Below are 13,375 nucleotides of genomic sequence, written 5' to 3' on the forward strand. Positions count from 1 at the left end.
GGAGTCATCTAGTTTCTCAAGGGTCTCAACACCATATCTGTTTTTAGTGCGGTCAGAAGATAATTTTTCCTCTAAAAATAAAGGAGCTCCTTGGTCGGAGCTTTATAATGACGCTATTTCATCGTTTCCATATAACTTTATCCCCGCCGATTCCAGAGCTTTTACGGCTTTCTGGGGGTCTTCCACGCGAAATAAGATGAGGGCTTTGTCTTCACTTCGCTTTATAAACGAGTACAGATACTCCACACTCACCCCTGCCTGCCGCAGCACCTGAAGGGCATTGTTTAATCCGCCAGGTCTATCAGCCACCTCTACCGCCAGCACGTCGGTGGTGCTCACGGGAAACCCAGCTTCCTTGATGGCGGCCACCGCCTCCTCCGGCTTGTTTACTATCATGCGGAGAATGCCGAACTGGGTGGTATCGGCTATGGATATGGCACTTATGTCTATGTTTTTTTCCGAAAGAACCCTTGTGATTTCCGAAAGCCTTCCGGGTTTATTTTCAAGAAACACCGATATCTGCTTTACAAACATCGCAAACCCTCCCATTAAATGATTTTAAGATGCGGTTCGTCCGTAATTTCCCTGTTCCTTGAAGGACTGCCCCTTTATGAGTTTGTTATGTCCTCCTACATCTTTCTCTTATCTATTACCCTTTTGGCTTTGCCTTCACTGCGCTCTATGGTATGGGGCTCCACCAGCCGCACATTGACATTGATACCCAGGGTGGTATAGATATCCGAAGCAATCTTCTTCCTGATATCTTCTAATTTCCTCACTTCATCGGCAAAGAGCTTTTCGGATACTTCCACCCATACCTCCAGGCAATCCAGGTTATCCACCCGATCGACTATGAGCAGGTAATGGGGTTCTGTCTCGCCGGCGGCCATCAGCACGCTTTCAATCTGGGACGGGAATACGTTGACGCCCCGGATTATGAGCATGTCGTCGGTCCTGCCCAGGAGTTTTTCTATCCTGGCATGGGTCCTGCCGCAGGCGCACGGTTCATAATTGATGGATGTAATATCCCTGGTTCTGTAGCGGATTACGGGTAATCCTTCCTTGTCTATGGTGGTGATCACAAGCTCCCCTTTCTCTCCGGGCGGTAGAGGCTCTTCGGTGACGGGGTCTATGACTTCGGGAATGAAGAAATCCTCGAATATGTGAAGACCTTTCTGTTCGCCGCATTCACAGGCCACTCCGGGGCCTATGACCTCGCTCAATCCATATATGTCCAGTGCCTTTATGCCCAGCTTTTCCTGGATTTCCTTCCTCATGTTCTCGGTCCAGGGTTCTGCCCCAAAGATTCCGGTTTTGAGGTGGAGCTCATTTCTATCTATGCCCATTTCTTCTAAAGTTTCTGCTATGTAAAGGGCATAAGATGGCGTGCAGGCCAGTATTTCGGTTTTAAGGTCCTTCATGAGCATAACCTGCCGCCGCGTGTTTCCACCGGAAGTCGGGATAACCACGGCACCCAGCTTTTCGGCTCCGTAGTGGAATCCCAATCCGCCGGTGAAGAGTCCGTAACCGTAAGAAACCTGCACCACCGAATCCCGTCGGCCGCCGCCCATCACCAGGCACCGGGCCACCAGTTCCGCCCAGTTGGAAATGTCCCTCCTGGTATATCCCACCACGGTGGGCTTTCCTGTAGTGCCCGAAGATGCGTGGATCCTTATGATTTCACTTAAAGGTGAGGCAAACAGCCCGGTAGGATAGTTATCCCTCAAATCCTGCTTGGTGGTAAAAGGAAGTATTCTTAAATCTTCCAGGCTCTTGATGTCTTCCGGGATTATGCCTCTTTGCTGCATCTTGTGCCTGTAGCTTTCCACATTGTGGTAAACCCTGTCGACGGTCTCCTTCAGTTTTTGAAATTGGTGGAATCTGAGCTCTTCTCTTGACATGCATTCACGGATCTTGTTCCAGTACAATGTTTTAACCCCCTTTAATTCTTATATCACATTTCTCGCTTCTCTAGTATTGCTTCATATCCTCTTTTGAAGGCTTCCTTATTAATTTCAACGGTCTTTGGAGGTACGGTTTCTTCAATGATCTTTAGCCAGAGTTCTTTCTCAAAATCCAGCCTGCTGGCCAGCACCCCCAGAAGCACTACATTTACCGCCTTTGCACTGCCGCAATCCGATGCAATCTTCCCGGCGTCCACCATGCAGGTGGTTGCTATATCTGCCAGGGTCCCATTTATGTTCTCCGGATATTTCTGATATCCCATCGTCACGGGGATGGGTGGTATCTCCTGGGCATTGGAGATTATTATTCCGCCCTTTTTCAAATACCCCGCCCACCTCAGGGCTTCAAGCTTTTCAAAGGCCAGGATAAAATCGGCCTGCCCCATTCCTACCAGGGGGGAATATATTTTTTCCCCAAATCTGACATGGGTCACCACACTGCCGCCCCTTTGAGCCATTCCATGGACTTCGGAAACCTTTACATCCAGGCCGCTGCGGAGGGCTACCTCTCCCAGGATACGGCTTGATAGCAATGTTCCCTGCCCGCCGACTCCTACTATGAGTATGCCTGTATCAGCCACGCATATCACCTCTTGTGATGGATTTTGTGGGACATACTGCGGCGCAGAGCCCGCACCCCGTGCACATGGTTTCATCGATGGAAATGAAATCGCGGTTTTCCATGGCCGGGCATCCAAGCTCTATGCAGAGGCCGCATCCGATACAAGTATCGGAGTTTACACCGTAGGGCGGATTTTTGACCTGAACCCTCTTTAAAAGTGCGCATGGCCGGCGGGCGATGATAACCGAGGGTTCCTGAGAGGAAATCTCTTCCCGGACGGCCTTTTCAAATTTCTCCAGGTCAAAGGGGTCTTCCACCCTGACGCGCCTTACCCCCACGGCCTCACAAAGTTTTTCCAGATTGAGCTTATATGCCGGTTCCCCCTTTATATTGAAGCCGGTGGCTGGATGCTCCTGGTGACCCGTCATGCCCGTGGTGGAGTTATCCAGTATTATTACTGTTGTGGTGCCGTTATTATAAAACACATCTATAAGGCCGGTTATGCCCGAATGAATGAAGGTGGAATCTCCTATCACCGCCACGGTTTTCCATGATGCGTCTTTTCCCAGGGCTTTCTCCATACCGTGGGCATTGCCGATGCTGGCCCCCATGCATATGCAGGTATCCATGGAGGAAAGCGGAGGCAGGGCTCCCAGGGTATAGCAGCCGATATCGCCGGTCACCGTAAGGTTCAGCTTTTTGAGCACATGGTAAACTCCCCGGTGCGGACATCCGGGACAGAGCGCCGGAGGCCTGGGAGGAATCTGCGATGTATTTACCTCTACACGGTTTTCAAAAGCAAGGTTAAGGATTTCATTTTTAACTTCGGCCGCCTTTAATCCAGCAGCAACTAATTCATAAGAAAGCTCTCCCATTTTGGGGAAATACTCTTTTCCAAAAACCTCTACGCCCAGAGTTTTTATATAATCCTCGATAAATGTTTCCAGTTCTTCCACCACGAAAAGCCTTTCAACGTTTTCGGTAAAACTTTTTATTAATTCCTGCGGCAGCGGGTATACCATGCCCAGCTTTAAAAAGGATGCGCCGGGAGCTGCTTCTTTTGCGTAATTATATGCTCCTCCGGCGGCAATTATGCCGATAGAGCGGTCATTGTATTCGATTTTATTTATATCGGCTTTCTCGGAGTATTCCTGAAGCTTTTTTTCCCTTTCCACCAGTGCGGTCCGCCTGCCCCGGGCCATGGCCGGCATCATAACGTATTTGCCGACGTCTTTCACATAACTCTTAAGCCCACAATCAAGCCTTTCGCCCGGTTCCACCAGGCTTCTGGAGTGGGAGACCCGGGTGGTCATCCTCAGCATGACGGGAGTATCGAATTTCTCGCTGATTTCAAAGGCAAGTTTTGTAAAATCTTTTGCCTCCTGGCTGTTCGAGGGCTCCAGCACGGGAATGTGTGCTGCTCTGCCGTAAAACCTGCTGTCCTGTTCATTCTGGGAGCTGTGCATTCCGGGGTCGTCGGCCACCACTATTACAAGCCCGCTGTTTATCCCGGTATAGGAGGATGTAAAAAGCGGGTCAGCCGCCACGTTCAGCCCCACATGTTTCATGCAAACCATGGCTCTCGCTCCCGCAATTGATGCCCCAAGGGCCACTTCCAGAGCCACCTTCTCGTTGGGAGACCATTCTGCATATATACCGTCATATTTGGATATGCTTTCGGTTATTTCGGTGCTGGGGGTTCCGGGATAGGCCGATGCCACTTTCACTCCGGCCTCATAAGCCCCCAGGGCTACGGCCTCATTGCCCAGCAGCAGTTTCTTCATTACAATCACCTCTGTCTTTTTCCTATTTGCGCAAATCCTTGACCCGCCTGGCCTTGCCTTCAAATCTCGTAAGGCTCCTCGGCTCCACGAGATTGACCTTTGCGTCTATCTGAAGCACGGTCTTGAGCTTGTGGCGGATTTGAGCATTCAGTTCTTCCAATCTCTGGTACTTGTCCAGCATTTCTCCGTCGACAAGTTCCACATTTACCGTAAGTTCATCCAGATATCCTTTTCTTGTAACCACAATCTCATAATGCGGCCCCACGCCCTTTATGTTCATCAAAACGCTCTCTATCTGGGAAGGAAACACATTGACCCCCCGGATGATGAGCATGTCGTCGCTCCGGCCTTCCACCCGGGACATCCTCATCAGGGTTCTGCCGCAGCGGCATGGCTCCGGGTTCAGACTGGTGATGTCTCTGGTCCTGTAGCGCAAAAGAGGCAGAGCCTCCTTAGTAAGGGTTGTTATGACCAGCTCCCCTTTTTCCCCGAAGTCCAGTTTGCGGCCCGTCGCGGGATCTATTATTTCCGCCAGGAAATGGTCTTCGGCAATATGCATGCCGTCTTTTTCCTCGCACTCTCCGGAGACTCCCGGCCCAATAATCTCGCTCAAACCGTAGTTTTCTGTAGCGGTTATGCCCCAACGCCTTTCGATTTCATTTCGCATCTCTTTCGTGGAACCCTCTGCCCCGAAGAGTCCCAGCCTGAGGCGGATATCGTCCCGCTTTACCCCCATTTCTTCAGACACCTCCGCCATATACATGGCGTAAGAAGGGGTGCTCACCAGCACGGTGGAACCAAAATCCCGCATCAGATTTATCTGCCTCTCGGTATTGCCGCTGGAAACGGGAACAACCGCGGCTCCTATCCTTTCAAGACCGTAATGGAGCCCCAGGGCTCCTGTAAAAAGCCCGTAACCGAAGGAAATCTGGGCGATATCCTGCTCACGGGCCCCTGCCATGAAAGCCATACGGGCTACCAGTTCCGACCATGTGTCCAGGTCCTTTCTGGTGTATCCCACCACAGTGGGCCTGCCGGTGGTACCGGAGGAGGCGTGGATTCGGACCACGTCCTTCATCGGTACGGCAAACATCCCATAGGGATAATTGTCTCGCAAATCATCCTTTGTGGTGAAGGGTATTTTTTCGATGTCCTTTAAAGAATTGATGTCCCGAGGGGAAAGATTTATGCGGTCGAAAGCCTGCCTGTAAAATGGAACTTTTTCGTAAGCATAATTTACGATGTATTTCAATCTTTCAAGCTGTATGCTTTCGATTTCTTTTCTGGATAATGCCTCATCCTTCGACCACAGCATAGCGCTTCCCCCCTCTCATGGTACAAGCAATGCGAACTGCGGACAGGCCGCCCGGCCGGCAAAAAGCGGCAGCCTTAATTTCTCCGCTTAAAAATAAAAGGCCCGAGGCCCTGCAAACAACCTTTCCTACCATCCTGCCATCTCCCAATAAAAAAGTATTTGATTGGTATAGAAAGTCTCCTTCCTGCCGGAGATGCCCGGCACCTCCAGCAGCCTTGTTAATTGAATCAAAATTATTTCAGATATATAAGATTATACAATATTACGCATAAAAGATAAATACAATTTTGTTAAATCAAGCAGTATAACGGACACAGTTCCTGCCTTCGGATTTTGCCTCATACAGCATGCAGATCTTTCCCCATAATTTCTTCCCGGGAGTAGCCAAAAAGCTGCTCAGCTGCTGGGTTCCAAAAAATTACATTCCCCTGCCCGTCGATCATCACTATGGCATCCCGGGCGGATTCCATTATCGCCCTTAAAGTGGCCGCTTTTTTCGCAAGTTCCACCTCCATAGCTCTGCGCTTGATGATATCTATGGCAAGTGCCATAGATACTTTTTCTCCCGTGTATTCTATAAGCTGCAGGTGGTTTTCTACAGGATAGGTGGAGCCGTCTCTGCGGCGGTGAACCGTACAGTATGTCATCTGTTCCTGTTTCCCGGCAGCAAGAGGCGCTATGAGATCCAAAAAACTCTGTCGGTTAAGGTCAGGGGTAATATCCAGGGGAGTCATATCTTTCAGTTCCTCGGCGGTGTATCCCAGGTTTTCTCGGGCGATGCGGTTGACTGTCACAAACTTTAACGTATCAAAACGGAATATATAAAATCTCTACCAGCGAATTTTCCACAACATGCCGGAAAAACTTTATTTCTTTCTCTGTTTAAATTCACGCGTTGATATCAAAGACGATTTTAAATCGAGCAAAGTCCCCTGATCGTGATTGATAACCGCCGAATAGACTTCCATAAACTTCTCTCTGCCGTCCGGTCAGAGGATCAGGAAAGAAAGAGAAAAACTTGGGCTTACAAGGGAAAAATTTGCGGAAATCATAGGGCTTTCGGACTACTATGTAGGGCAGCTGGAACGCGGGGAGCGCCAGATGAGCTTAAATGTACTGGTAAAAATTGCCGGGAGGAGGACCCATCCTGGGAAGTTTGGGTCCTCACCCGTCAGGGGAAATTGGAAATTTTAAATTTTAATTGGCTCACATCATCTACCAAATTTTTGGACATATTACTCAAGGTCTGCGCCGATGATGCAACTTCCTGTGAGGAAGCATTTAATTCCTGTAAGGATGCCGCTATCTGTTCAGAAGATGCTGAAACCTCTTCTGCCATGGATGCAGCCGTTTCAATACTTTTTATAATAATATGCTTTTTGCCATTAATATGGCTCATATTATTGCTTATATCACCGATTCTTGGAAAAATTTCTTCCACATTATTATTATTTCCTTAAAGGAATTAACTGAATTACCGATCACTGTAATCTGCCCGTTTAGTTTATCCTTCATAATATCCGAAGTTTTAATAGCCAAATTGCTCTTATTCATAAGATTTTCAAGCAAACTACTTATATTTGAAGATGAAGTTTTTGATTGCTCAGCGAGTTTCCTAATTTCTTCGGCTACTACTGCAAAGCCTCTGCCTGCTTCCCCTGCTCGTGCCGCTTCTATCGTAGCATTTAGTGCGAGAAGATTGGTCTGCTCTGCAATATCATTTATTAAATCAGTAATCTTACCGATTTGAGACAACTGTATTCCAAGTCCTTTTATTTCATTCCTTACATCAGTAAAGGATAAGTTAATGTCTTTTATAGCATCTTCAAGTATTGCCAAATCCCGGTTGCTGATTTGTGCTTTAGAGTTAATAATCTCGACTCTGGAATTAACTACTTCAAGTGCATTTAGTGTTTCATCATTTTTGTCCCAAAGTTATTCATAATAGTATTTATGTTAGTTATATACCTAGGGAGGAGATTATTATGTGACTAAGTTGACTGAATTGCTAAAACGGCTATGGTAACATCTAAAAAATAAAAAGCCACGGTTCCATTTTAGTCAAACCGATAAAAGATGTTAAATATGCTGTATTATTTGCTGAAAAATGTATGGCAACGGTACTTGAATATCCGCAAGACCTGCCTCATAAACCACTTTTGGCATGCCGTACACTATGCAGGACTCTTCTGCTTCAACAATAACTTTGCCGTTATATTTTTTTACTTCCCTGCAACCCATCAGTCCGTCATTTCCCATACCTGTCATAATAACCGTCAAAAGCCTATCCTTAAATATTTGGGCAGCGGAAATTAGAGTAATATTGATAGAAGGTTTGTAAACTGTTTCTACTGGAGAGTAGTCCCCTATCCTCAAAATTACACTTCTGTCATCTTTCTTTTGCAAAAAAGTCTGTAAGCCGGCAGGAGCTATGTAGATATTCCCTGCTTCAAGTATGTCTCCGTCTGCCGCTTCCTTGACATGAAGGTTGCAGATCTTATCAAACCGTTCAGCCAGTGGCGCTGTAAAACCAGGCGGCATATGCTGAATAACAATGATAGGTACGCTTGTTTCTTTGGGAAAGCGGGGTAAGAGGGATTGCAATGCGGATGGCCCTCCTGTTGAACACCCGATAATTAACAGGTCGGTAGTTTTCTCTTTTAGCAGCACCTTGCTTTCTGGGTTATGTTGTGGCCTTTCAGTTTGAGTAATATTTTCCTGCAGAGGTACTTTTGCTCCCTCCGCAATTGCTTTTAATCTATCTAAAAAATCATTTGTGATTTCCTGCCCCACATCTTCTTTAATCAACACACTTTTAAGGAAGAAATCAATTGCCCCAAGTTCCAGTGCTTTTATCGTAGTCTTGGCCCCTTCCTCGGTGTAGTTACTCAACATGACCACAGGAATCGGGCAGGTCTTCATGATATGCTCCAAAGCAGCTATTCCATCCATTTCGGGCATTTCCACATCCATCGTCACTATATCGGGTTTAAGACGCTGGACCTTCTCTATGGCATCAAGGCCATTCCGTGCAACTCCTATGACAAAGAACTGAGGGTCTCTTTCAATGATAAGGCTTATACACCTTCTCATAAAGGAGGAATCGTCTACCACTAACACCCCGTACTGCCGCATAGAGAATTTCCTCCTTTCTTGTAGTAGAATATATTCTGTGTATATATTGTCTCAAAATCGCTTTTCATTCCCGTTATTGTCTCCGCATGACCTAAAAACAGGTATCCGCCCGGTTTTAATATATTAGAAAAATCGTCGACTATTCTTTGGATAGCCTTTGTATCAAAGTATATCAGCACATTTCTGCATAAGATAATATCCGATTTTTCAATTTTCCCTGTTATGTTATTATCTAAAAGGTTCATGTATCTAAAATCAACCATCTCCATGATAGAGTCTTTGACCTTATAATCTTCCTCTAGTTCTATAAAAAACTTATCCAAGACGCCTTCGGGCATTTTCCTAAAAGAGAAAGACTTCTTATTATACACACCGCTCCTGGCTTTTTTAAGCACCTTTTTATTAATATCCGAAGCGATAATCCTCACAGCCCCTGGCTGGAACAACCCGGACTCTTCTACGAGTATTCCAATAGTATAAGGCTCTTCACCGCTGGAACATGCCGCGCACCATATCACTAATGGGTTTTCTGTTGTGCGGTCCTTATACTGGGGCAGTATGGCACTCTTAATTTCATCCAGCAAATTTTCTTCTCTAAAAAAATAGGTTTCATTTACGGTGATTAATTCAATTAGGGTATCCCATTCCTTTGCCTCCATTTTGAGGTATCCGCAGTACTCCCAGGCGGAAAGCCCCAATTCCTTCAGCCTTCCTGATATTTTAGGCTCAAGGGAGGAAAGGTTTTTCATGTAGTCGATGCCACAATAGTTATATATGAGTTCTGCTAATTGAACTAACCCGATTGTATCCATAGATATTACTACTGACTCCCACCTATACAAAGTTTATATCCGCCGGGAAGATATCTTTCCCAGCGGATACTGTGCCTTATAATTATTTTTCAGTTAATTCCTCAAACGCTTCCTTGATTCCAGCAGAGTATCCAAACAATTCTTTGGTTACTGCCGCTGTTTGCTCCACATCCTTGAAATTAAGGTCGACAACCCTGTTGATTTCACTTACGAATTTTACAAGCTGCGCAACTTCAGACGCCTGAACCCTGGTTGCCTCTGTAACCTCACTTGCCTGGGCTGTCACATCCTTAATATTGACAATCAACTTGTCTACACCGGAAGCCTGATGCTTCATAGCCGCGGTAATTTGTTTTACCTGTTCTCTTGCATTGCCAACACCTTTGATAACTTCTTCCACACCTGCTGCCTGTTCCTTTGTAGCTTGAGTCACTTGGGCTGCCTGCCTGGTTACATTTTCCACGGCAACTACAATATTCTGCCCCTGTTTCGCTTGTTCTTTAACGGCCACAGTTATTTGACGAACCTGCTCTCTTGCATTCTCAACGCTTTTTACTATATTGTCTACACCTGCCGCCTGTTCCTTTACAGCACTGGCCACAAGGGCTGTCTGGTCTGTCACATTCTGTACTGACTTTACAATATCCTGCCCTTGTTTAGCCTGTTCCTTGACCGCCAACGTAATCTGCCTTACCTGCTCACGGGCATTCAAAACACCCTTTATGATTTCCTCAACGCCTTTGGTCTGCTCCTTAACAGCTACAGCCACTCGCTCAGCCTGGTCATTTACATTTTCTACAGATTTAACGATGTTCTGCCCTTGGTTTGCCTGTTCTTTAACAGCTACAGTTATTTGCCTCACCTGTTCACGGGCATTAGTTACGCCTTTGATGACTTCTTCTACGCCCTTGGCCTGCTCTTTGGTTGCCTGTGTTACCCGGGCCGCTTGGTCGGTTACGTTCTGGGCAGCGGCTGTAATGTTTTGCCCTTGCTTTGCCTGTTCCTTTACAGCTACAGTAATCTGTCTTACCTGCTCACGGGCATTCAAAACACCCTTTATAATATTTTCCACTCCCTGAGCTTGTTCCTGGGTTACTTTCGTAATCTGTGCAGCCTGGTCCTTCACATTTTCAACTGCCGTAACTATGTTCTGTCCTTGCCTGGACTGCTCCTTCATGGCAGCAGTAATCTGCTTAACCTGTTCTCTTGCATTGGCAACACCCTTGATAACCTCTTGCGCACCTGCCGCCTGTTCTTTGGCTGCAACCGCAACCTGTGCCGTTTGTTTCGCCACATTTTCAATCGCCTTGAGGATATTCTGCCCATGGTTGGCCTGCTCTTTGACCGCCACCGTAATTTGCCTTACCTGCTCACGGGCATTGGCTACACCCTTTATAATTTCATCTACGCCTTTGGATTGTTCGGTTACAGCCTGCGATACCTGAGCAGCTTGTTTATTTACATTCTCTACCGCTATCACAATATTCTGCCCCTGTTTCGCCTGCTCCTTAACAGCAACAGTAACCTGGCGGACCTGCTCTCTGGCATTAGCAACACCCTTAACGATATTCTCAGCACCTGCAGCCTGTTCTTTTGTACTCTGTGTAACCATTGCCGCCTGGTTGGTAACAACCTTCATAGCTTCAATAATTTTTGCACTGCCATTATTCTGCTCCTCAGTTGCAACTGTAATCTGACGAATTTCGGCATTTACATTTTCCACGCCCTCTACTATCTTTTCAATGGCTTTACCGGCTTCATCACTTAATTTTGTTCCATTTTCGACCTTTTGGGTACCGACTTCAATAGCCTTTATGGCATTCGAAGTTTCACCCTGGATACCTTTAATAAGGGCTGATATTTCTTTCGTTGCAGTAGCAGTCCTTTCAGCAAGTTTCCTTACCTCGTCCGCAACCACTGCAAAACCTTTGCCATGTTCGCCGGCTCTGGCCGCTTCAATTGCCGCATTTAATGCAAGGAGGTTGGTCTGCTCTGCTATATCGTCTATGACCTCTATAATACTGCCAATCTTTTCAGAACTCTTTCCAAGGTTAATGATAACATTTTCGGCCCTATGGATAACCTCTGAAATTTCCTTAATGGCCACCAGGGTATCAGCAACAGCTTTCTGGCCATCTTTAGCATCAGCTTGTACTTTATCGCTTAATTTGTTTACATTCTGTGCGTTCTGGGCAACCTGGCTGATGGAGGCCGCCATGTTTTCAACTACCTGAAATGTTTCACCGGCGGATTTCTGGAGCTGTTCTGCACTGCTTGCAACGCTCTGGATTGATTTGCCCATTTCTTCTATTGAAGCGGATATTTCTTCAACTGATATTGCTGTACTTTCGGCATTTCCCGATACCTGCTGGATGGAGGCTACTATCTCCTGGACCGCAGCAGCCGCTTCATCTGCCGAACCCTTCAGGCTTTCGGCGTTGCCCGCTACGCCTTTAATGGATTTGCCCATCTGTTCAATGGAGGAGGAAATCTGTTCTACCGAGCTTGCGGTACTATCTGCATTGCCTGCTACCTGCTGGATGGAAGCCACCATTTCCTGGATGGCTGCGGCCGCTTCATCTGCAGAGCCCTTCAGGCTCTCGGCGTTGCCGGCAACTCCCTTGATGGACTTGCCCATCTGCTCAATGGAAGATGAGATTTGCTCTACCGAGCTGGCAGTTGATTCTGAATTCCCAGCTACCTGCTGGATGGAGGCTACTATCTCCTGCACTGCAGCTGCGGCTTCTTCCGCCGATCCTTTTAGGCTTTCGGCGTTGCCCGCTACGCCCTTGATGGATTTGCCCATCTGCTCTATTGCCACCGAAATCTCTTCAACTGATTTTGCTGTACTTTCGGCATTTCCCGATACCTGCTGGATGGAGGCTACTATCTCCTGGACCGCAGCAGCCGCTTCATCTGCCGAACCCTTCAGGCTTTCGGCGTTGCCCGCTACGCCTTTAATGGATTTGCCCATCTGTTCAATGGAGGAGGAAATCTGTTCTACCGAGCTTGCGGTACTATCTGCATTGCCTGCTACCTGCTGGATGGAAGCCACCATTTCCTGGATGGCTGCGGCCGCTTCATCTGCAGAGCCCTTCAGGCTCTCGGCGTTGCCGGCAACTCCCTTGATGGACTTGCCCATCTGCTCAATGGAAGATGAGATTTGCTCTACCGAGCTGGCAGTTGATTCTGAATTCCCAGCTACCTGCTGGATGGAAGCTACTATCTCCTGCACTGCAGCTGCGGCTTCTTCCGCCGATCCTTTTAGGCTTTCGGTGTTGCCGGCAACTCCCTTGATGGATTTACTCATTTGTTCTATAGAGGCAGAAATTTCTTCAACAGAATTTGCAGTGGACTCCGAATTCCCTGCAACCTGTTGTATGGAGGCGACAATCTCCTGAATGGAAGAAGTAACTTCTTCCGCTGAAGCAGCCATGCTTTCCGCATTGCCGGCTACTCCCTTAATGGATTTACCCATTTGTTCGATAGATGAGGAAATTTGTTCTATAGAACCGGCGGTACTCTCAGAGTTGCCTGCAACCTGCTTGATACTTGCAGCCATCTCACCCAGAGAATTCTGTGACTGCTCTGCAAGCCTCGCCAGTTGTTCTGCATTCTTCACTATCCCGTCAATTGACCTGGATAGTTCACTCGTCATTTTATTGGCCGACTCAGCGGCAGAGGACTGTTCTCTTGTGCCTTTTGTTATCTGCTCAGTAATAGCAGATAAATCTTTTAACTTAGAATCTAGTTTTTCAGAAGAGTTTACCGCCATATTTATCTTTTGGGTAATACCCGAATTT

Annotated in this window: 11 protein-coding genes and 1 pseudogene; 1 reads left to right on the forward strand and 11 read right to left on the reverse strand. The window is 47.1% G+C overall.

What is annotated here, in order from left to right:
• Window positions 1–102 precede the first annotated feature (102 nt).
• The 6 genes from D2962_RS15090 to D2962_RS15115 form a co-directional block, all read right to left on the reverse strand.
• Window positions 103–534 (reverse strand): ACT domain-containing protein, encoded by a 432-nt coding sequence (locus D2962_RS15090; RefSeq protein WP_122015465.1) that lies wholly within the window; start codon window positions 532–534, stop codon window positions 103–105.
• A 95-nt stretch (window positions 535–629) separates the two neighbouring features.
• Window positions 630–1,928, reverse strand: coding sequence for a phenylacetate--CoA ligase family protein (locus tag D2962_RS15095; RefSeq protein ID WP_122015466.1), 1,299 nt, complete (start codon window positions 1,926–1,928; stop codon window positions 630–632).
• A 26-nt stretch (window positions 1,929–1,954) separates the two neighbouring features.
• Complete coding sequence (locus D2962_RS15100) at window positions 1,955–2,545, reverse strand: indolepyruvate oxidoreductase subunit beta (RefSeq protein ID WP_245984746.1); 591 nt, start codon at window positions 2,543–2,545, stop codon at window positions 1,955–1,957.
• The gene (gene iorA, locus D2962_RS15105; RefSeq protein ID WP_122015468.1) at window positions 2,538–4,310 is read right to left on the reverse strand and encodes an indolepyruvate ferredoxin oxidoreductase subunit alpha; all 1,773 of its coding nucleotides are present in this window, start codon (window positions 4,308–4,310) and stop codon (window positions 2,538–2,540) included. Before iorA ends, D2962_RS15100 begins: the two co-directional genes overlap by 8 nt.
• 22 nt (window positions 4,311–4,332) lie before the next feature.
• On the reverse strand, window positions 4,333–5,625 hold the full coding sequence (locus D2962_RS15110; RefSeq protein ID WP_122015469.1) for a phenylacetate--CoA ligase family protein: 1,293 nt from the start codon (window positions 5,623–5,625) through the stop codon (window positions 4,333–4,335).
• Between the two features lie 338 nt (window positions 5,626–5,963).
• The gene (locus tag D2962_RS15115) at window positions 5,964–6,419 is read right to left on the reverse strand and encodes a PAS domain-containing protein (RefSeq protein WP_222927580.1); all 456 of its coding nucleotides are present in this window, start codon (window positions 6,417–6,419) and stop codon (window positions 5,964–5,966) included.
• A 172-nt stretch (window positions 6,420–6,591) separates the two neighbouring features.
• Between D2962_RS15115 and D2962_RS18890 the strand changes: the two are divergent.
• Window positions 6,592–6,756: pseudogene (locus tag D2962_RS18890) on the forward strand (helix-turn-helix domain-containing protein); the annotation flags it as partial.
• Window positions 6,757–6,796: 40 nt separating this feature from the next.
• On the opposite strand, the gene D2962_RS15125 reads toward D2962_RS18890, so the two are convergent.
• The 5 genes from D2962_RS15125 to D2962_RS15145 form a co-directional block, all read right to left on the reverse strand.
• Complete coding sequence (locus D2962_RS15125) at window positions 6,797–7,024, reverse strand: methyl-accepting chemotaxis protein (protein ID WP_147421254.1); 228 nt, start codon at window positions 7,022–7,024, stop codon at window positions 6,797–6,799.
• An 8-nt stretch (window positions 7,025–7,032) separates the two neighbouring features.
• On the reverse strand, window positions 7,033–7,464 hold the full coding sequence (locus tag D2962_RS15130; RefSeq protein ID WP_245984748.1) for a methyl-accepting chemotaxis protein: 432 nt from the start codon (window positions 7,462–7,464) through the stop codon (window positions 7,033–7,035).
• A 240-nt stretch (window positions 7,465–7,704) separates the two neighbouring features.
• Complete coding sequence (locus tag D2962_RS15135; RefSeq protein WP_120767439.1) at window positions 7,705–8,760, reverse strand: protein-glutamate methylesterase/protein-glutamine glutaminase; 1,056 nt, start codon at window positions 8,758–8,760, stop codon at window positions 7,705–7,707.
• A complete protein-coding gene (locus D2962_RS15140) occupies window positions 8,739–9,572 on the reverse strand; it encodes a CheR family methyltransferase (RefSeq protein ID WP_122015471.1) in 834 nt (277 codons plus the stop codon). The genes D2962_RS15135 and D2962_RS15140 overlap by 22 nt, the downstream gene beginning before the upstream one ends.
• Window positions 9,573–9,654: 82 nt before the next feature.
• Window positions 9,655–13,230 carry a methyl-accepting chemotaxis protein gene (locus D2962_RS15145; protein WP_425456630.1) on the reverse strand — a complete coding sequence of 1,192 codons (3,576 nt, stop codon included), beginning with the start codon at window positions 13,228–13,230 and terminating at the stop codon, window positions 9,655–9,657.
• Window positions 13,231–13,375 lie beyond the last annotated feature (145 nt).

The sequence above is a fragment of the Biomaibacter acetigenes genome (genome assembly GCF_003691585.1).
GTDB lineage: Bacteria > Bacillota > Thermosediminibacteria > Thermosediminibacterales > Tepidanaerobacteraceae > Biomaibacter > Biomaibacter acetigenes.